Annotated in this window: 14 protein-coding genes and 1 riboswitch; of the genes, 7 read left to right on the forward strand and 7 right to left on the reverse strand. The window is 73.0% G+C overall.

Features of this window, described 5'->3' with window-relative positions; genetic code table 11:
- Positions 1-29: 29 nt before the first annotated feature.
- Entirely contained in the window at positions 30-848 is an 819-nt protein-coding gene (locus ACRX5S_RS14680) for a hypothetical protein (protein ID WP_436773338.1), read from the reverse strand.
- Positions 835-2,145: a PspC domain-containing protein gene (locus tag ACRX5S_RS14685; RefSeq protein WP_436773339.1), complete on the reverse strand. Its 1,311-nt coding sequence runs from the start codon at positions 2,143-2,145 to the stop codon at positions 835-837. Before ACRX5S_RS14685 ends, ACRX5S_RS14680 begins: the two co-directional genes overlap by 14 nt.
- 133 nt (positions 2,146-2,278) lie before the next feature.
- Between ACRX5S_RS14685 and ACRX5S_RS14690 the strand changes: the two genes are divergently transcribed.
- A complete protein-coding gene (locus ACRX5S_RS14690; RefSeq protein ID WP_436773340.1) occupies positions 2,279-3,526 on the forward strand; it encodes a PspC domain-containing protein in 1,248 nt (415 codons plus the stop codon).
- 21 nt (positions 3,527-3,547) lie between these two features.
- Positions 3,548-4,297: a LuxR C-terminal-related transcriptional regulator gene (locus tag ACRX5S_RS14695; RefSeq protein WP_436773341.1), complete on the forward strand. Its 750-nt coding sequence runs from the start codon at positions 3,548-3,550 to the stop codon at positions 4,295-4,297.
- Positions 4,298-4,369: 72 nt separating this feature from the next.
- On the opposite strand, the gene ACRX5S_RS14700 is transcribed toward ACRX5S_RS14695, so the two are convergent.
- On the reverse strand, positions 4,370-5,449 hold the full coding sequence (locus ACRX5S_RS14700) for an NlpC/P60 family protein (protein WP_436773342.1): 1,080 nt from the start codon (positions 5,447-5,449) through the stop codon (positions 4,370-4,372).
- A gap of 8 nt (positions 5,450-5,457) precedes the next feature.
- A riboswitch (cyclic di-AMP (ydaO/yuaA leader) is annotated at positions 5,458-5,593 on the reverse strand.
- Positions 5,594-5,821: 228 nt separating this feature from the next.
- Here ACRX5S_RS14700 and ACRX5S_RS14705 point away from each other — a divergent pair.
- Both ACRX5S_RS14705 and pcrA read left to right on the forward strand, forming a co-directional pair.
- Positions 5,822-6,175: a hypothetical protein gene (locus ACRX5S_RS14705; RefSeq protein WP_436773343.1), complete on the forward strand. Its 354-nt coding sequence runs from the start codon at positions 5,822-5,824 to the stop codon at positions 6,173-6,175.
- Between the two features lie 81 nt (positions 6,176-6,256).
- A complete protein-coding gene (pcrA, locus tag ACRX5S_RS14710; RefSeq protein ID WP_436773344.1) occupies positions 6,257-8,734 on the forward strand; it encodes a DNA helicase PcrA in 2,478 nt (825 codons plus the stop codon).
- 842 nt (positions 8,735-9,576) lie between these two features.
- On the opposite strand, the gene ACRX5S_RS14715 is transcribed toward pcrA, so the two are convergent.
- Entirely contained in the window at positions 9,577-11,406 is a 1,830-nt protein-coding gene (locus ACRX5S_RS14715; RefSeq protein ID WP_436773345.1) for a peptidoglycan DD-metalloendopeptidase family protein, read from the reverse strand.
- Positions 11,407-11,746: 340 nt separating this feature from the next.
- Positions 11,747-12,787 carry an esterase/lipase family protein gene (locus ACRX5S_RS14720; RefSeq protein WP_436773346.1) on the reverse strand — a complete coding sequence of 347 codons (1,041 nt, stop codon included), beginning with the start codon at positions 12,785-12,787 and terminating at the stop codon, positions 11,747-11,749.
- 469 nt (positions 12,788-13,256) lie between these two features.
- On the opposite strand from ACRX5S_RS14720, the gene ACRX5S_RS14725 reads away from it, so the two are divergent.
- Both ACRX5S_RS14725 and ACRX5S_RS14730 read left to right on the forward strand, forming a co-directional pair.
- Positions 13,257-14,705, forward strand: a complete 1,449-nt coding sequence (locus ACRX5S_RS14725; protein WP_436773347.1) for an SWIM zinc finger family protein — start codon at positions 13,257-13,259, stop codon at positions 14,703-14,705.
- Positions 14,706-14,767: 62 nt separating this feature from the next.
- A complete protein-coding gene (locus ACRX5S_RS14730) occupies positions 14,768-16,312 on the forward strand; it encodes a DUF5691 domain-containing protein (protein WP_436773348.1) in 1,545 nt (514 codons plus the stop codon).
- Between the two features lie 70 nt (positions 16,313-16,382).
- Here the strand turns inward: ACRX5S_RS14730 and ACRX5S_RS14735 are convergent, their stop codons facing one another.
- Both ACRX5S_RS14735 and ACRX5S_RS14740 read right to left on the reverse strand, forming a co-directional pair.
- The gene (locus tag ACRX5S_RS14735) at positions 16,383-17,051 is read right to left on the reverse strand and encodes a response regulator (protein ID WP_436773349.1); all 669 of its coding nucleotides are present in this window, start codon (positions 17,049-17,051) and stop codon (positions 16,383-16,385) included.
- 56 nt (positions 17,052-17,107) lie between these two features.
- The gene (locus tag ACRX5S_RS14740; RefSeq protein ID WP_436773350.1) at positions 17,108-19,258 is read right to left on the reverse strand and encodes an ATP-binding protein; all 2,151 of its coding nucleotides are present in this window, start codon (positions 19,256-19,258) and stop codon (positions 17,108-17,110) included.
- A 198-nt stretch (positions 19,259-19,456) separates the two neighbouring features.
- On the opposite strand from ACRX5S_RS14740, the gene ACRX5S_RS14745 reads away from it, so the two are divergent.
- Positions 19,457-20,161, forward strand: a complete 705-nt coding sequence (locus ACRX5S_RS14745; RefSeq protein WP_436773351.1) for a hypothetical protein — start codon at positions 19,457-19,459, stop codon at positions 20,159-20,161.
- The last annotated feature ends 158 nt before the right edge of the window (positions 20,162-20,319 follow it).

Genomic DNA, 20,319 nt, shown 5'->3' on the forward strand with positions numbered 1-20,319 from the left:
CGCTTCGGGACAGGTTCGGAGAGGGGCTCTCAGCCGCCCTTGGTGAAGTCCACCGGGCTCCCGGCCGCGCCGCCCGCGGTGGCGGACGGCGGGGTGGCCGGCGAAGTGGCCGTTGCGGCACCGGTGTTCGCGGTCCGGCGGTTGCGGCGGCCGGTGAGCATCGCCCAGACCGCACCCACGAAGCCGGACGCCCCGACGCCGATCACCGCGAGCGCGAGCATCAGGCCGGGCCGGGCGTCCACCGCGTCGCCCGCGTCCAGCATGTACATCACCGCGATGGCCATGAAGATCGTGCCGGCGACCATCGCCATGGGGTCGAACCCGTGGCGGCGTGCGGTGTCGCCGTGACGGGAACGGGCGGTGGGGCCGAAGGACTTCGGCCCCGTCGAGGCGGAACCCGCGGAGGGAGTTGCCGGGGAGGCGAAGAGCGGCGCGCTGCCGACCGAGCCGAACTCCCGTGTGCTGCTGGTCCCTTGGGTCGCCGACGAGGCGGCGGGGGCGGGCCAGGGGGTGGTACGCCCCTCCCAGTCGCGCGGGAGCATCCCGGGCCGCCAGTCGGGGTCGTTCTCGGGCACGTGTGAGGTCGCGGGAGATGAGGTCGCGGGAGGCGCGGTCGCCGCGGACTGGTCGATGCCGAGCACCTTGGTCTCCTCCGAGTCGCGTTCCGTGGGACGTTCTTCGCGTGCATCACGTTCTTCGCGTTCTTCGCGTGCTTCATCTGCTTCGCGTTCTTCGTGTTCCGTGGTGCCGCCGGGCGGGTTCGCGGACGGGCTGCCGTCGGCGAACCCGCGTGTGTCATCCGTGTCTCCGGCGTCCGTGCCGTGGCGCTCCGGGTCACGGGGCTCCATAGAACACCTCCACGTTTCCGACGCCGACTCCCAGGTCGAGCGCGATCGTGCCGCGCGGCGGGCCGCCGTTCTCGGGCGGGAGGACCGCGTCGCGGTCCGGCCGGTAGCCGCTGCTGCTGCCGTTCGGAAGGTCGATGTTGCCGAGGTCGACGTCCGCCTCGATGATCACGCGCACGTCCTCGGGCAGGTAGACCTGCATGTTCCCGGCGCCCACCGTCGCCGCCACGCGGACCGGGTCGGCCGGGTCGCGCCCGGTCAGGTTCAGCTCGGTGAGGTCCAACCGCATCTCTCCGAACTTCATGCGGTACGGCGAACTCGCCGCCACCGTGTCGGCCGTGGCCGGGGTGATGGTGCGCTCCCCGCTCGGGCCGGTGAACGGCACCGTGATCGCCGCGACCGCGCTCAGCAGCGCCGCGACCGTGAAGGCCGGCACGATCAGCCATCGGCCGCCGCCGAAGAAGGTGCCGACCAGCAGCCCGCCCGCGAGGACCGCGAGGATGACCGCGAGGCCCACCTGCACCGAGACGTCCACCGACGTCGCCGTGTCCAGCCACCACAGGACGCCGCCCGCGACCGCGGCCAGTGAGACGGTCGCCACCGCGATGTACGAGCGCGGTTTGCGCGGCTTCGGCTCCTCCGGGGGCTCCGGTCTGCCCGGGGACTTCCCGGTCGGCACCCGCCACCACTTGGCGGGGCCTGGCGCGAGCGGCTGCCCGGCGCCGGACGCCGGCCCGGCGGCCTGCGGCTCGGCAGCGCCGCCCGGAGCGGTGGCGGTGGCCGCCGCGGCAGGTCCGGCCGCGGCCATCCCGACACTCTCGGCGGGTGCCGTTGCGGACGCCGCGCCGCCGCCCGACGCCTTCTGACTGCGCCGGGTGCCCTGCTGCGCGACGTACAGGATGATCGCGGCGACGATCAGGAGCGGGACCGCCCCGTCGAAGCCGTTGTCGATGTAGGAGAAGAACACGCCGACGCCGATGCCGGTGAGGGCGATCGCCGGGATGGCGGCGCCGATGCCGCGTCCGTTCAGGACGTCCCGGGCCAGCGGCGCATGCTGCCCGTCGGCCGGCATCAGCAGCCAGCCCAGGCCGTACAGCAGGACGCCGAGGCCGCCGAACAGCGCCAGCACCGCGAACACCACGCGGAAGATCACCGGGTCGACGCCGAAGTGGCGTCCCAGGCCCCCGCACACACCCGAGACCACACGGTCGTGCAGCGGGCGGTGCAGCGGCGGATTGCCGTTGTCGCCCGGCTCGGCCTGCGGCGGAGTCCGGGACGAGTGGGGGGTCGTCTCGTTCATGGCTCCATCGTGCTGGGCGTACGCGTGCGCGCCTATCAGGAGGGGCCCGGGTCGTACCCCGATGCGACCCTGAGGGGGAATCAGGGTCGGACCCTGATGCATCGCCGAGCCCGCGCGTGTGACGATCGGTCGTGTGACCTCGGCACCGCCTCCCGCGACCCACGCGCAGACCTACCTGGGCTTCGAGCCCCCGGCCGCGCGGCCCGCCCCGACCCTGTTCCGCGACTCGTCGCGGCGCATCGTCGCGGGCGTCGCGCGCGGGCTGTCCCGGCACCTCGCGGTGGACGTGGTGTGGATCCGCGTCGGCTTCGTCGTCCTGACCCTCGGCGGCGGCCTCGGCATGCTGCTGTACGGCCTGCTCTGGCTCAACGTGCCCGAAGGCGACGGGGAGGTCCGGCAGGGGCCGGTGGACGCCCGCGACCGCAAGTCCCGGCACGCCGCCTTCGCCATCGTCTCGGCCCTGCTGGCGTTCTCCCTCGTCATGACGGTCGCCGGGGACGCCGGCTACCGCGGCGCGTGGGTGTGGCCGCTGCTGGTCGCGGCGGCCGGCGTCGCGCTGGTGTGGCGGCAGGCCGACGACGCGCAGCGCACCCGCTGGCTGTCGCTGGACGGGCGCAGCCGTACGGCGGGCATAGTGCGTACGGTCGTCGGACTTGTGGTGTTCGCGACGGGGATCGGCTTCTTCGTCGCGTACCGCGGCGGGCTGGGCGACGCGTTCGCCGCGATGCGCGGGGCGGCGCTGCTGCTGTTCGGACTGCTGGTGATCTTCGGGCCGTTCCTGCTCCGCCAGACGCGCGACCTGAGTGCCGAGCGCCGGGCCCGCATCCGTGCGCAGGAGCGCGCCGAGGTGGCGGCCCATGTGCACGACTCCGTACTGCACACGCTGACCCTCATCCAGCGGCACGTCGACGATCCGCGCGAGGTCGCCAAGCTCGCCCGCGCGCAGGAGCGCGAGCTGCGGGCCTGGCTGTACCGGCCGGAGGGCGAGGAGCCGGACCGCACCTTCGCCGCGGCGCTGCGGCAGGAGGCCGCCGAGGTCGAGGACATGCACGGCGCGACCATCGAGATCGTGTCGGTCGGCGACTGCCCGGTGGACGAGCGCCTGGCCGCGCAACTCGCCGCCGCGCGCGAGGCGATGGTGAACGCGGCCAAGTACGCGTCGGGCGGGCCCGTCCAGGTGTTCGCGGAGGTCGAGGACATGACGGTGACGGTCTTCGTGCGCGACAGCGGTCCCGGCTTCGACCCGGGTGCGCTGCCCGAGGACCGCCTCGGTGTGCGAGAGTCGATCCTCGGGCGCATGCGCCGCAACGGCGGTACCGCGGTGATCCGCAGCGAGCCCGGCGAGGGCACCGAGGTCGAGCTGGAGATGGCGCGTGGCTAGGCCGAGGAACAGGAGCACCAAGTGAGCACCCAGGGCCCGCAGGGCACTCCGCAGGACACTCCGCGTTCGCAGGGCACGCCTCGGGGCGCCGACGGCGCCGCCGACCCCGCGGGCACCGGTTCGGCCTCCGCCGAGACGCGTGTGCGCGTCGTGCTCGTCGACGACCACCGCATGTTCCGCACCGGCGTGCGCGCCGAGATCGGCGAGGCGGTCGAGGTCGTCGGCGAGGCCGAGGACGTCGCCTCGGCGGTCTCCGTCGTGCACGCCACGATGCCCGAGGTGGTGCTGCTCGACGTGCACCTGCCCGGCGGCGGGGGCGTCGAGGTGCTGAAGCAGTGCGCCGGGGTGCAGGGTTCGGTGCGGTTCCTGGCGCTGTCGGTGTCGGACGCGGCCGAGGACGTCATCGGCGTCATCCGGGGCGGCGCGCGCGGCTACGTCACCAAGTCCATCACCGGCGACGAACTCGTGCGCGCGGTGGGCCGCGTGGCCGAGGGCGACGCGGTCTTCTCGCCGCGGCTGGCGGGCTTCGTGCTGGACGCCTTCGCGGCGACCGACGTACCGCCGATCGACGAGGACCTGGACCGGCTGACGCAGCGCGAGCGGGAGGTCCTGCGGCTGATCGCGCGCGGGTACGCGTACAAGGAGATCGCGCGGCGGCTGGTGATCTCGGTCAAGACGGTCGAGACCCACGTGTCGGCGGTGCTGCGGAAGCTCCAGCTCTCGAACCGGCACGAGCTGACCCGCTGGGCGACCGACCGGCGCCTGGTCTGAGGAACGCCGTACGCCCCCGCCTCCGGCGCACCGGAGGCGGGGGCGTACGTGCGTACGACGTGCTGCTGCGGGTCAGCCCACCCGGCGCGCCGAGTGGAACGGCATCTCGGTGATCGGGGCGACCTTGATGACCGACCCCGGACGCGGGGCGTGCACCATCTTGCCGCCGCCTATGTACATCCCGACGTGGCTGATGTCGGAGTAGAAGAAGACCAGGTCGCCCGGCTGGAGCTGGGACTTGGAGACCGCGGTGCCGACCTTGACCTGGTCCCAGGTGGTGCGGGGCAGTTTGACGTTGGCCTTCGCCCACGCGGCCTGCATGAGGCCGGAGCAGTCGAACGAGCTCGGGCCCGCCTTGCCCCAGCCGTACGGCTTGCCCTGCTGGTCCATCGCGAAGTCGACGGCCACCCCGGCCCGGCCGGAGACCGGGACGTTCGTCACGGGGGGCTCGGGCTTGTCGCGGTCGGCCCGTTCGTCGGCGCGGGCCTCTTCCTCGGCGTGCTCGTTGGAGTCCAGGACGGCCTGGCGCTCGGCCTCGGTGAGGGTGTTGAGCAGCGTCTGGGCCTTGTTGAGCTTCTCCTGGATCTCGTTCTTCTTGCCGTTGAGGTCCTTGCGCAGCGCGTCGAGGTCGGCGAGCTGCTGGGACGCCTCGGCGCGGTCCTGCTGGAGCATGCGCGCCTGTGCGGCGATCTGTTCGAGCCGGGTGGCCTGCTGGCTGTCGATCTGGTCCAGCATCTGGGCCTTGGAGAGGTACATCGCGGGGTCGCCGCTCAGCGCGAGCTGGAGCTCGGGCGGCATGCCCCCGTTGCGGTACTCCTCGGCGGCTATGACACCGATCTGCTCGCGCAGTTCGTTCATCGCGGCCTGCTCCTCGGCGACGCGGGCCTGCGTCGCGTTGGACTCCTTTTGCAGCACCTCGACCTGCTCCTGCACGCCGTTGAAGACGTCGGTCGCCTTGGCGACCTCGCGGTGGAGCTGGTTCACCTGCTCCTGCACCTGGGCGGAGGTGGGCGTCGGCTCGGCGCTGGAGGTACCGGCGAACGCCACGACGCCGGTCACGGTCACGGCGGCGGTGGCCAGGGTGGCGGCACCGCGGTGCACGGTGCGCGGCTTTATCCGGCGGTGCTGTGCGGGACGGCGATGGGACGCCACGAAAGCGTCACTCCTTCCTCGGCCGCCTACCGGGTTAGCTGACAGGCTCGGGCGGAAGAAGACGCCCTACGACTCCGGACTGGCGGGCCCGGACCCGATTCGCCTCGGTGGGACGTGGGTCCCCGGCTCCGGCTGGTGCTCCGCGCGCCTTGGGGGCGGCCGCGGAACGTCGCCGGACTCGGCGGTGGCGACCGTGCACTCCTGGTGGAGTACGGGGGTACGGCCGCCTGGCCGAGAACATTAGTCACAGGAGTGTCACGATCCCCAGGATTCCTCGCCGTATTACCAAGTCTTTACCTTGGGGGCCGTTTCATTGTCCGCTTTGCGATTTTTGTAGTCTCGGATCGCCACCCCCACCGTGAGGAGCGTTCCGTGGACGTCGTCCGACAAATTCTGCTCGTCCTGCACATCATCGGGATCGGCTCCCTGCTCGGCGGCTTCCTGACCCAGATGAAGGGCATGAAGACCGGCGACGTCCGCGTGGTCCCGGCGATGACGCACGGCGCCCTCACCATGCTCGTCACCGGCATCGCACTGGTCGGCGTCCTCCAGGCCGACGACGTCGAGGTCGACAACACCAAGATCAGCGTCAAGCTCGCCGTCCTCATCGCGATCCTGCTCATGGTCTGGGCGAATCGCGCCAAGGACCGCGTCGGCACGCAGGTCTTCGGCGCCATCGGCCTGCTGACCGTCGCGAACATCGCGATCGCTGTGATGTGGACCTGAGTTGACGCGGGCCCGGGTTCGCCGTCCGGCCGGACGGGCGGGGACCGGAACACCGCCCGCGGCTCGTAGACTCGGCAGACGATGAGCAAACTCTTCGACGACATGCCGCTGCCGGGGTTCGACGCCGACATCCCGCTGCCCGCCGAGCCGCACCCGGACGACGCCCCACCGCCGCCGCCCGAGTACGACCCGGCCCCCGACGACCTGTTCGCGGGCGACTTCGCCGAGCCCTCCAATCTGTACGAGGGCCACTACCGCAACGGCGCCCGCAAGCCGGTGATCGACCCCGCGCGCCTGCTCGACGGCATGAACCCGCAGCAGCGCGCCGCGGTCGTCCACGAGGGCTCCCCGCTGCTCATCGTCGCGGGCGCCGGCTCCGGCAAGACGCGCGTGCTGACCCACCGCATCGCGTACCTCCTCGGCGCGCGCGGCGTGCATCCCGGCGAGATCCTGGCGATCACATTCACCAACAAGGCCGCGGGCGAGATGAAGGAGCGCGTCGAGGCGCTGGTCGGGCCGCGCGCCAAGGCCATGTGGGTCTCCACGTTCCACTCCTCGTGCGTGCGCATCCTGCGGCAGCAGTACAAGAAGCTCGGCCTCAGCTCGACCTTCTCCATCTACGACGCCGCCGACTCGCAGCGCCTCATGGCGATGGTGTGCCGCGACCTGGACCTCGACCCCAAGCAGCACCCGCCGCGCAAGTTCAACGCGCAGGTCTCCAACCTCAAGAACGAGCTCATCGACCCGGAGACCTACGCGTCAGGCACGCAGAACGACGCCGAACGCAAGCTCGCCGAGGCGTACACCCTCTACCAGGCGCGCCTGCGGCAGGCCAACGCGCTCGACTTCGACGACCTGATCATGACCACGGTCAACCTGCTCCAGGCGTTCCCCGACGTCGCCGAGCACTACCGGCGCCGGTTCCGGCACGTGCTGGTCGACGAGTACCAGGACACCAACCACGCGCAGTACGTGCTGGTCCGCGAACTCGTCGGCGGCGCCGCCGGCCACGGGCCCAAGCGCACCGCCGACGGCGACCTGGTCAACCCCGCCGAAGAGGGCCTGGCCGAGGTGCCGCCCGCCGAACTGTGCGTCGTGGGCGACGCCGACCAGTCCATCTACGCCTTCCGCGGCGCGACCATCCGCAACATCCTCGACTTCGAGTCGGACTACCCGGACGCCACGACGATCATGCTGGAGCAGAACTACCGCTCCACGCAGACGATCCTCACCGCCGCCAACGCCGTCATCGAGCGCAACAGCAACCGGCGCGCGAAGAACCTGTGGACCGACTCCGGGCAGGGCACCTCGATCACCGGCTACACCGCCGACGACGAGCACGCGGAGGCGCAGTTCATCGCGGACGAGATCGACCGCCTGACGGACACCGGCAAGGTCACCCCGAGCCAGGTCGCGGTCTTCTACCGCACCAACGCGCAGTCGCGCGTGTTCGAGGAGGTCTTCATCCGCGTCGGCCTGCCGTACAAGGTCGTCGGCGGAGTGCGGTTCTACGAGCGCAAGGAGGTGCGCGACGCGCTCGCGTACCTGCGGCTGCTCGCCAACCCGGACGACGTGGTCTCGCTGCGCCGCATCCTCAACGTCCCCAAGCGGGGCATCGGCGACCGGGCGGAGGCGTGCGTCGAGGTGCTGGCGGCGCGCGACCGCGTGCCGTTCGCGGACGCGCTGCGCCGGGCCAGGGAGGCGCCGGGCCTGGCGACCCGCTCGGCCAACGCGATCGCGGGCTTCGTGGCCCTGATCGACCAGCTCCGCACGGTCGTGGACGGTGGCGCGGGGCCCGCGACGGTCCTCGAAGCCGTCCTCGAACAGACGGGCTACCTCGCGGAGTTGCAGGCCTCCACCGACCCCCAGGACGAGACGCGCATCGAAAACCTCCAGGAACTCGCGGCGGTGGCCCTGGAGTTCGAACAGGCGCAGCCCGAGGGCACGCTCGCGGACTTCCTGGAGCAGGTCGCCCTGGTCGCCGACTCCGACCAGATCCCGGACGACGATGGCGGCGTGGTCACGCTGATGACCCTGCACACGGCGAAGGGCCTGGAGTTCCCGGTCGTGTTCCTGACCGGCCTGGAGGACGGCGTGTTCCCGCACATGCGGGCGCTCGGCAACACCAAGGAACTGGAAGAGGAACGCCGCCTCGCGTACGTCGGCATCACCCGCGCTCGGGAGAGGCTGTACGTCACCCTGGCCAAGATCCGCAGCGCGTGGGGCGCCCCCGCCTACAACCCGCCTTCGCGGTTCCTCCAGGAACTCCCCGAGAAGCTCGTCGAGTGGCGCAACGCCGCCCCCTCGGCGGCCCAGGCACTCTCCGCCACCCGCACCACCCGCTCGGCCCCCCTGGGCCGCCTCAGCGGCCCGAGCCGCATCACCGACCGCGAGGCGGTGGCCCTCAAACCGGGCGACCGGGTAACCCACGACAAGTTCGGCCTGGGCACGGTCGTCGCAACCCAGGGCGAAGGCGACAAGGCCCAGGCCACCATCGACTTCGGCGCAACGGGCACGAAGCAACTGCTGCTGCGCTACGCCCCGGTGGAGAAGCTCTAGGTCCTGTCTTCAAGTTCCCGCCGGGCCCGCGACGCCGGGCCTTGACGGCCCCCCAAGTGGCACGCTCCGGGCCTTGGCGTCCCAAGCCAAACCCGGGCCGAGCCGCGGGCCGCGCCTTGCGAGCGCACGCACCACGGCCCGCGGGCTATCCGACGCCAATTTGAAGACACTCCCCTAGTAGGACTCCGTCAGGTCTGTCTGGATCTTGCGGTGGCCGGACGTCTGCGCTGTCCGGGCAGGGGCGGTGGGAGGTGGTGCAGATGCCGGTCCAGCAGTTCAGCAGGCTCTGGATGGCGGCCAAGGCCCGGTGGAACGTCTGGCCGGCATCGGGCCTTGGGGGTGTGGTCGGTGCTGGGTGAGGAAAGCATGGGCGGCGGTCGCGGCGGTTGAACGGGGGCGGCGCGTGGCGCCCGGGTTTTGCGGGCGGTCGCGCGTTGGTCGGGGGCGAATTGGCCTCGGGCTGCGGGCCGCGCGGGAACCGTTGGCGAAGCGGTTGAGGTGGCCCCGGGGGCGCTCCGCCCTGCCCTCGTCGGAGGCCAACTCACCGCCGCGCAAAGGCCGATCGTCGGCACGTGCGCGGACCACCGCCGCGTTGCGCCGTACACGCCCACGCGCACGCTGGCGGGTACGACGTGCGTCGTGGCGTGGAGTCGGCGGAGGGCGGCGTGCCGCCTGCGCGCACGCGTCGGGACCACCGCCGCGTTGTGCCGCTCACGCCTGCAAGCACGTCGGGGTGCCGTGACCCTGGTGGTGAGTGCGGGTCGCGGGGGCGTGCGGGGGCGTGCCGACGTTGGGGGCGGTGTCGGTGGGGGGTTGTAGGTTTTTGGTGTGCCGGGGATCCGTCAGCCGGTGGGGTCCAGGCCGCGGGCGCGGAGCCACGGTATGGGGTTTATCGGGGCACCGCCCTTGGGGCGTACTTCCAGGTGGAGGTGGGGGCCGGTGCTGTTGCCGCTGTTGCCGGAGTAGGCGATGACGTCGCCGGCCTTGACCGGGCCGGAGTTCACCTTGGCGCGGGTGAGGTGGCAGTACCACGTCTCGGTGCCGTCCGCGGCGGTCAGGATGACCATGTTGCCGTATGAGCGGTTCCACTCCGTGCGCACGACGCCGTCGGTGACCGCACGGACAGGTGTGCCGCGGTCGACGGGGAAGTCGATGCCGGTGTGCAGGTTCGACCAGCGGCCGCCCGCCTGGCCGAAGTAGGCCGACAGGCCCGGGGCGACCGGCAGGACGTACTTGGGGCGCAGCAGCTCGCGCTTCTTGCGCTCCTCCTCCTGCTGGCGGGCGATCTCCTCCTGCCGCTCCTGGAGCGCGACGCGGGCCTGCGCCCGGCTCGCCCGGTCGGCGAAGTCCGCCGCGCTGTCGCGCAGATCGGTGAACTGCTGGTCGAGCGGCGAGGCGAGCGGGATGTCCGGGCCCGCGGCCACGGTGTCGTCGCCGGACGAGGGGCCCTGCCCGTCCGCCGCCTGGATGCCCCCGGCCGCGGCGACCGCCATCGCGGTCGCACCGAGCACGCCCAGGGACGCGCCCGCGACGCGGGCCATCGGGCGGGTGCGGCGGGTGGTCTTGCGGCGTGCTGCGCGGCTGCCCGCGGCGGCGGCCGAGAGGCCCGCCACAGCAGCAGCGTCGGCGACGTGGGGGTCGGAGTCGCCGTCGTCGCCGACCCCTGAGTCGTCCTCGCCGTCGGTGTCCGCGTAGTCGTCGAAGTCGGCCTCGGCGTCGGTGTCGTAGCCGTCGGCATGATCGCCGGGGATGCGGTCGTCCGCGGCGAACGCGTCCGGGTCGACCGTGACGGTGGCGAACTCCTGCGTGGCGTCGTACCCGTCGGTGCCGCCGAAGTCCGTCGAGACGGCCCGGGCGGGCGCGCCCGAGGCGTTGCCGTTGTGCCAAGGCTCCGCGTCGTCCCAGGTGGCAGCGTAGCCGTCGTACGCCGGAAGCGGCTCCTGGACCTGCGTCGACGCGTCGTACCAGCCGCTCGCGCCGCCGTCGTTGCGTTGCGGGTCGGTGAAGGCGTCCGCGCCGAGGCGGTTGTCGCCGGCCCACATGTCGGCGGCGGGGGCCGAGGACCACGTGTTGCCGGTGTCGGTCGACCACGCTGTGCCGGAGTCGTAGCCGGTCTGCTGCGGGATGACCGCCGTCTGGCCGTAGGAGGTGTCGTACGCGGTCCCGTACGACGACGCGGCCTGGTACGCGCCGCTGTCGTAGACGGGGTAGCCGCCGCTGTCGTCGACCGCGGCGTACGAGCCGGAGCTGTCGTATGCCGTCACTGCTTCATAGGCGCCCGAGCCGGTGGCGCCGGCGTCATATGCGGGGGCGTCATATGCAGTGGTGTCGTATGCAGCGGTGCCGTACGCGGGCGCCTCGTAGGCCGACGCGTCGTAGGCCGAGGTGCCATAAGAAGGGGTGTCGGCCACGTAGGGGGACGCGACTGTCTCGTATGCCCCTGTGCTGTAGCCCGGCTGGGCGGCCGAGTAGGCCGACTGCGTGTACGCCGAAGTGTCGTACCCGCCCGTCTGCCACGCGCCCGAGTCGTACGCGGTGGCTCCGTAGGCGGAGTTCGCACCGGTGTCGTACGAGTCGTAGGCCGGGTAGGCGGTCTGTGCGCCGGTGCCGTAGCCCTCGTCCGGGACGCCACGACCGTAGGGGTCGCTGTCCGGATAATGGCCGTCCGTCACCTGATTCGCCTTCGTCTCGGGGGCAGATACGGCCCTCCGCACGCGTGCGGGGGCAAGCTCGACAGGTCCTCCACAACAATTAAGGGGGGACTCTAGCCTTCCGAATGCGGCCGGGACAATCCGCTGCGGCTCACCCGTGCGGCTATTCCTTACTCACTCGTATGGATGAAGGCGGGCAAGCAGGGCAACCGATTCGGGCACGTCGACGTCTTTATCGCGCTTGCGCGCAGGGGTGTTGCGGGTTGGGGCGGGGGAGGTGCGGGAGCGCGTAATCATGGGGCGCGCGACGGTGGTGGGTCTGTGGGGTGGCGCGGGTCTCGCGGGGCGTCACGCGACGAGCTCACGCGGCGAGCGGAGTGTCTTTCGTCGTGGTCGTGGTCCGGTCCGCGCGGGTGGATTTTCCGGCGGGTTGTGCGGTGGGTGCGCCGGGAGCAGCCGGGCCGGCGGACGGCACCCGGAGGGGTGCGGTGAGGAGTTCGCCGACTTCGGAGACGACCGTCCGGCATGCCGGAAGCGTGAGGTGCCCGGCGCCGCGGACCCGCACGCTGGTTGCGTCCAGGTCCGGATGGCGGAGCGCGCCGGAGGCGCACGGTATGACGAAGGGGTCGAGGTCGCCCCAGTAGGCGACGAACCGCGTCGTGCAGTCGGGTGCAGGACCGGCGAGTTCCGCGATGACGGGGCTGTCCGGGCACAGCTCGCGGACGAGCGGGTGGGCGCGCAGCAGTTGGGCGGCAGTCGTACCTGAGTGGGGGGTGCCGAGGGTGACGACCGTACGCACGCACGCGCCCTTGTCGAGGAACTGCGCGTGGTAACGGGCAATCAGCCCGCCCAGACTGTGGCCGACCACATGCACGCCGGGCGCGCCGGTGCGGGCCAGGACGCGAGCGATATGGCGGTCCAATAATGCGGACTTCGTACGAACGTCGCCGCCGAGTGGGTTGTGGTCGAACGGATGGACGTCCGACATCCCGGTGCGCGCGAGGGCCCGCCGCAGGACCGCGAAGATCGAGCGGTTGTCGGCGAGGCCGTGGACGAGGACGACCGGCAATTGGCCCGCGTTGTGGACATGCGCAGTAGGTGGAGGCGGGAACAGGGTCGCGACGCCGAGCGCGACGAGGCCCGTGGGGTAGAGCGCGAGGTGCCCGGCGAGGCAGGCGATTTCGCGTATGGAGCCGCGGAGCAGGTCGGCGGGCAGGAAGGTGGTCCGGGGCACTGCTGGATCCGCCGGGCTGTCGGGCGCGACACCCCCTGCGACGGAGCCCACGGCACCCCCTGCGACAGAGTCGGCGACGCACCCCGCGACGGAGTCCGCGACGCACCCCGCGACGCTCGCGGTGTGCGGTGCGTCGTCGTCCGGCCCCGGCTCCGGGAGCGCGGCCATGTCCCACCTCCGTGCGGGAGTCCGGCGTCGGTGCGGCATACGGCGAACCCGACGCGTCGACGCGGACCGGTACGGGGCCGGTCGGCCAAGCGGTCGGGGCGGCCGAAAGGTTTGGGCGGGGGCACGCCGCTGACGAATCGGACGGATGGGTTCAGCGGGAGAAAGGCGAGCGCAACGGCCGTTCCGGAGGAGGCCCCCCGGGTGGCGGCGCCGCCGACCGTTCGCTGTCCGGTCCCTACTGACCGGTATGCCCGAAACGGGTACCGCGAAACGCCTCGTTAACATGCCGGCGAAGCCGAACATCCGTTTTCCGCATGCCATTTCGTCGCACCGGCGCCCGCCGCCCGGCTCCCGCGTCCGGGCCGCCGCGGGGCCTGGCGGCGTGTCACGGGAGCGGCGACCGCGTGTTCGGGGCGGGATTCCCGATCCGGCCGTGCGGGTGTCGGCCCGACGCCGTACCGTGACCGTCATGCTGGAACGCTGGACCGCGGACCGGGTGTTGGCACTGGCACCCGACGCCGCGTCGCAGAAGGCCGGATCGAAGCTGGCGGCACCGGGGCCGTGGACGGGGTTGGGGGCGGGGGAGACACCCGCTCCGGAGCCGGGCCGGGAGCACGGGGATCAGCGCGAAGAGCAAGGAGAGAACAGGGAAGAGGGCCGAGAGGCCGGCCGGGGGGCGGCGGGTGGGGAGACCGCGAAGCGCGGTGTGTGGGGGATGTGCAAGGGCAGCGGTGCGACGGCATACCGCACGGTCGTGGACCTCGACGGTCCGGCCTGGTCCTGCACCTGCCCGAGCCGCAAACTCCCGTGCAAGCACGCGCTCGGGCTGCTGTTGTTGTGGTCGTCCGGCGGCATCGCGGAGGATGCCGCCGAGGCGCCGGACTGGGTGGAAACCTGGCTGACGGGCCGTCAGGACAGGGAGAAGCAGCGGGTCGAGCGGCAGGCGTCCGGCCCGGTGGACCCGGAGGCCGCGCGGCGGCGCGCCGAGGAGCGGGCCGCCCGCGTCACGGGCGGTGTGGACAAGTTGGGCCAGTGGTTGTCCGACCAGGTGCGCCAGGGGCTGGCCGGTGCCGACCGGGCGGGCTACGCCCCCTGGGAGGCCATGGCCGCGTCGATGGTCGACGCCCAGGCGCAGGGCCTCGCCGGGAGGCTGCGGCGGGCCGGGACGAGACCCGGCTCCGGCGAGGGCTGGCCGGGCCGCCTGCTGGAGGACTACGCGGTGATGTGGCTCGTCCTGCGGGCCCACGACCGGCTGGACGCCCTGGAGCCGCCGTTGGCGGCGTCGCTGAAGTCGCTCATCGGGTGGCAGGTCGACGCCCAGGAGTTGGTGCGGCGCGCGGCGGAGCAGGGTACGTCGGTGCGCGACCACTGGACGGTCCTGGGCAGCCGCGACAACGACGAGGAGAAACTGACCGTCCGGCAGATCTGGCTGCGCGGGGAGCAGTCGGGGCGTACCGCCCTGGTGCTCGCGTACGGCGCGGGCGGGCAGGCACCCGCGCTCGCGCTGCCGGTGGGCGAACGCTTCGAGGCCGACCTGGTGTTCCACGACGCCGCGGCCCCGCTGCGGGCGCACGTGGCGGAGCGCCACGGACCGCCGGAGCCCGCGGGCGAACCGGCGGGCTGCGACGCGGAGACGGCCGCGCTGGCGTACGCGGAGGCCCTGCACAGCGAACCGTGGCTGGAGACCTGGCCGGTCGTGCTCGCCGACGTCGCCGCGGTCCCGGACACGCTCGGGTGGCGCATCGCGGGCGGCGACGGATTCTGGCTGCCGGTCGACCGCTCCCGGGCGCGCGAGGAGTCGCTGTGGCGGCTCGCGGCGATGTCGGGCGGGGCCGGTATGACGGTCTTCGGAGAGTACGGCGCCCGCGGGTTCGCCCCGGTGACGGGCTGGCACGAGGGCCGGGCCGTGCCGCTCTGAGGCGGGGGCGTACCACGCCCCGTAGGTGGCAGGAGCGGTAACGCGGCGGACAGGGGAGCGTGATGACGGCAGGCACCGAGGCGCTGTGGGACGACCTCGTCTCGACCGCACTCGTGGGCACCGGCAAGCGGCCGGTCCCCGGCGTCGAACCGGGCAGTGCCCTGGGCACGGCGGTGGACGGCATCGGACGCGAGGACTCCGCCGAACGCCTCCTCGACCTGGCCGCGTTGGCGCTCGTCCACCGGCGGGCCGGGCGCCGTCCGGGAACGGGCGCGGCGCGGCCCGCGGCGTGCGCGCCGGACCCGCGGCCCGCCGTACCCGAGCGGGCACGGGGCAGGTTGCGCGTGCTGCTCGGCAGCAGCACCGGAGACCGGCGTACCGCGATCGCCGAACTCCTGCCGGAATGGCTGGCCGAGGCTCGCGAACGCGGTTACCGGGCACCGGAGTCCGAGCTGCCCGCGCTCCTCGACACCGCTCGCTCGCACAGCGAACTGCGGGCGGACGTGGCTGCGTTGGCCGGCCCACGTGGGCGCTGGCTGGCCCGGCTCAACCCGGACTGGGCGTGGGCGGCGCGGGTCGCGGCGGCGGATCTGGCCGCCGAGGAACCGGCGTCCGAGGGCGCGGAAGTGTGGCGGCACGGTTTGTTCGGCGAGCGGCTGGCCCATCTGACCGCGCTGCGCCGCCGCGACCCGGCTGCGGCCCGCGGACTGCTGGAGCACACCTGGCGCGAGGAACCGGCGGAGGACCGCGCCCAGTTCCTCGCGGTGCTGCGCACCGGGCTGTCACTCGACGACGAAGCCTTCCTGGAAGCCGCCCTCGACGACCGGGGCAAGGCGGTGCGGGCGGGGGCGTCCGCGCTGCTGAGCACGCTGCCGGAATCCGCGCTGGCGCGGCGTATGGCGGAGCGCGCGCGGGCGTGCGTGCGGCGGGACGGCGCCGGAGCGGTGGTGGTCCTGCCGCCCGAGGTCTGCGACGAGGCGATGCGGCGCGACGGCATAGCCGGCACGTCCCCGACCGGCCGCGAGGAACGGGCCTGGTGGCTGGGCGAGATCGTGGCGGCCACGCCGTTGTCGGTGTGGGCCGAGGTGTTCGGTGAGGCGCCGGACCTGATCCTGCGGCGGCGGCTGCCGCGGCGCTGGGCGGAGGACATCCGCGACGGCTGGGCCCGTGCGGCGGTGGCACAGAAGGACGCCGACTGGGCCCGCGCCCAGGTGGGACGCGGCGCTCCGACGCGCCTGCTGCTGGTCCTGCCCGAAGACGAACGCGCCGGACACGTCGCCGCGCACGTTGCCGAGCACGGGCTTTCGGAGGCCTTCCAGTTGCTGGCGGGGTGCCCGGCGGTGTGGCCGAAGGTGCTCGGACGGGCGGTGGTCGAGGCGTTGGCACGGGCGGCGCGGGAGTCCGCTTACCCGTGGAGCTTCAGCGGGGTGACGGGCCTGGCGGCGCGTTCGCTGGACCCGGGGCTGGCGGCCGAGATCGAGGGGTTGGCCGCGGCGGCCGGTGAAGACGGGTACTGGGGCAAGGCCTTCGCCGATGTGGCCGCGACATTGCGGGAACGGGCTTTGATGCGGGCGGAGTTCGACGCTCCGGCTGCTCGCGTCGGGTGATTGTTCGCACAGGCGCGCAGGCGCGCAGGCGTATTGGCGTTTGTGCTTTCGTCCGTGGGGAGTTCCGCTGTCACGCCGGGTCTCGGGGGGCCGGGCCCATTCCCGCGTCGCGGGCGATGGCCACGGCTTCCGCGCGGCTGCGGGCGCGGAGTTTCGCGAGGACATCGCTCACCCGGTTGCGGACGGTCTTCTCCGACAGCACGAGCCTGCGGGCGATGGCCGCGTTGTCGAGTCCGTGCGCGAGCAGGTCGAGGACTTCGCGTTCCCGGTCGGTGAGTTGCGGAAAGGGCACCGCGCCGCGGGTGTGCGCGGGAGCGGCCGAGAAGAACGCCAGGACGCGCTGGGCGATGCGCGGCCCGAAGACGGCCTCGCCGCGGGCGACACCGAGGATCGCGCGGCGGATGTCGTCGCCGTCCGACTCCTTGAGCAGATAGCCGCGCGCACCGGCGCGGAGGGCCGCGAAGACCGAGTCGTCGTCCTCGTCCATCGTCAGCACGATCACGGCCGTGGCGGGGTGGGCGGTGCCGATCCGCGCGGTCGCCTCCAGGCCGCCCATTCCGGGCATGCGCAGATCCATCAGCACGACATCCGGTGCCAGACGCGCGACTTCGTCGAGCGCGGCGGCGCCGTCCCCGGCCTGACCGACCACGTCGAGGTCGTCGAGGTCTTCGAGCACGGCGACCATGCCGGCGCGGAAGACCGGGTGGTCGTCCACGACGAGCACGCGAACGGGGGGCATGTCCTCGGTCAATTCCCTGCCTGTTCTCTGGAGTTCGTGGAGATGGGTGTGGTGGGTCATTGGGGGCGGCCCGGGAGGGTGGCTCTTACGACTGTGCCGCCGCCGGGGCGGGGGAGGACGTCTACGCGGCCGCCTACTTCGCCTGCGCGTTCGCCCATGCTGCGGAGACCTATCCCGGCGTGCGGGTACACCGGCATGCCGCAGCCGTTGTCGCTGACGTCGATGACCAGGGTCCCGGCGCGTACGGTCGCGTCGAGCCACAGCTCGCCCGCTCCGCTGTGCCGGACGGCGTTGGTGACCGCCTCGGCGGCGATCGCATACGCCGCGACCTCGACCGCCGCCGGCAGTTGGTCCAGGCCAGGGCCCAACTCCACCGTGCAGTGCGGTGTTTCGTACCCCGCCACCAGGTCGCGCAACGCGCCGGCGAGGCCGATCTGGTCGAGTATCGGCGGGCGCAGGCCGTGCACCACCGAGCGCAGGTCGGTCACGGTCTGCCGCAACCGGTCGCGGATGGACCGGGCCCGGTCGGCCAGTTCGGGCCGGTCCGAGGCCTCGATGCGACGCGCCAGCGCGTCGAGCTGGTGCGCGGTCCCGGCGAGCGCCGGACCGACGCCGTCGTGCAGGTCGGCGCGCAGGCGCCGCCGCTCCTCCTCCCGCGCCACCACGATCCGGGCCCGGCTGCGCGCGACGTCCGCGACGAGCCCAGCCGCGTACGCGAGCGTCGCGGCCCGCGCCGCCACCTCCTCGACCGCCGCCTGCTCCTCCGGCGTCCAGCGCTCGTCGCCCGGGCGGATGCCGACGTGCAGCTCGCCGATGTGCTGCCCGAGCGCGTGCGCCGGCACCGCCCGCCACCCCGCCACCGGACTGCCGCTCACCGCGACCACGGGGCTCTCCCCGTCCCCCCGGAACGCCGCGTACGGCAACCGCAGCGCCCTCCGCAGCGCGTCGACCAGCCGCTGCAACGCCTCCACCGGCTCCGACGCGGGCGCCACGTGGCGGCCCACCCGGGCCACCACCGCGTACGGGTCGTGCCGGTGCCCGAACAACCACCGGTCCACCGCCTTCTGCACCGCACCCCGGCCCACCGCCGCGAGCAGCGCGATCACCGCCACCGCCACGAACCCGGCCGTCGACGTCGGCACGGTACGCCCGACCCCGACCACCAGCGCCGCGTAAACGCCCACCATCACGAGTGTCAGCACGGCGTACACGATCGTGCGGTTGAGCACGACCACGACGTCGAACATGCGGTGCCGCAGCATCGCCACGGCGATCCCCGCGGGCGGCCCGAGCAGGCCCAGCCCGAACAGCACGTCGATGCTCAGCCGGCCCGTGATGGCCAGCGACAGCGTCCATGTGATGACCAGCACCATCCCGCCGAGCACCAGCCACTGCAACTGTGTGCGCTGCACCCCGACCGCACGCCGCGTGCGCACCACCAAGGCGGCGACACCGAGCGCCGTCCCCGGGAACAACGCCGCCCCGGCACCCGCCAGCGTCACATAGCCCAGCCACGAAGAACCGGGAATCGCATAGGGGTTGCGCACACTGTCCGTGACGTCGATCGGCCCGTCCCGGAACATCGCGGCCAGCCCCGCCACCGTCGCCGTCACGACGATTGCGTACGCCGGGATCCGCCAGCGCCGCCCCGGCAGATGCCCGTCCGGGAACACCAGGAGCAGCAGCGGCACGACCACGAAGTACTGCGCGAAGCCCCATGTCCCGATCCATGCCGCGAAGTCCGCGAACGGCAGCGGTTCGTCGGCGATCTCCTGCGAGATGACCGCGTACAGCGACAGGTTGAGGTACGGCGCGAGCGAGGCCGGGATCAGCAGCAGCCACCCGACCGGATTCCGCGGCCGCCCCCGCACCACGAACGCCCCGATCAGCGGCCACGCCGAACCGAGCACCACGTCCCCGGCGGACAGCGGCCGCAACTCGGTGCGGTCGGCCGTCCAGCAGTAGAGCGGGACGTACGCCGCACTCGACACGACGGCGATCACCCCGAGCACGGTGGCCAGCGCGATCAGCCGCGATTCCGGGATCCGCAGCGCGACCGCCCGCAACCGCCCCCGCCGCGAAGCACGCGTCAAGGCGGACTCGGCCGCACCCGTGCCTTCCGCCCCGCCCAGGGCAGCACGATCCCCGGGAGGCGTCGGCTCCTCCGCCTCCCCCAAGCCCCCGGTGTCGGGCAGTTGCGCGCTCACGCCGTCATGCTGCCGCAGCGCCGCCGGACCTGGCACCGGGGTCCGGCCGATATCCCGGACAAGGGGTGCCGGTGTCCCTGGTGCCCGGGACATCGGGGCCCGGAAAGTGGACCATGTCGCCGGGCATCGGGTCCGGTACGTGCCGCCGGGGGGCTGCAAAGCAGGCGGCGAACATGTGTGGGGGGAGTGCGAATCCACATGACGTACACGGAACCGGGCCCGGTCGACGGGCGCACCGGGGTGGGGGAGACCCCGGTGCGCCGTTCCTACTGGCCGCTCGTGGGGGCCGGAGCCGGCCTGCTGGGCGGGGCCTCGACCCTGCTGCTGGACGTCCGGATGGGTATGCCGGACGGGCCGACCGACATGATGACGGTCGACCGGGTGAACGACGTCGAGGTCATGGTGTCGCGCGCCGGGTTCCTCGGCGGCTTCGCCGCGGTGGCGCTGTTGCTCGTCACCGCGGCCGCGTGGCGGCGCCGCGTCGAGCCGCGCGTACCGGGCAGTACGGCGGCGGGCGTGGTGAGCCTGGCACTCGTGTCCGCGGCCGGCGGCCTGACGCTCGGGTACGGCTGGAAGGGCGCCATGGGCATCTACGGCGAAGGCGGCGCCGAGAGCGACGCGTTCGACGTCGAGGGCCGCTACATCTACTTCATGCTCAACGACTTCGGCGCCTACATCCCATGGTTCGGGGTCTTGGTGGCCGCGGGCGCGGTGTGCTGGATGGCGCTGCGCGAGCGGACCGTCGACCGCTGGATCGGTTGGGTCGGTGTGGTGCTCGTCGCGCTGCCCGTCGGCGGGTTCGTCGTGATGTCGGTGCCGGGCCTGGCGGCGATCACCATGCCGTTGTGGATGGTTGTGACATTCGTGGGGCTGACGTTCGGCAAGAGCACCATCACCCGCTGATCGCGGCGGTCGAACAGGTCGGTCGCCGACAGCCGCACCGAAGCCCCGTCGGCGCGGCGGCGGGGGGGGGGGGGGGGGGGGGGGGGGGGGGGGGGGGGGGGGGGGGGGGGGGGGGGGGGGGGGGGGGGGGGGGGGGGGGGGGGGGGGGGGGGGGGGGG

The organism is Yinghuangia sp. YIM S09857, assembly GCF_051388915.1.
GTDB lineage: Bacteria > Actinomycetota > Actinomycetes > Streptomycetales > Streptomycetaceae > Yinghuangia.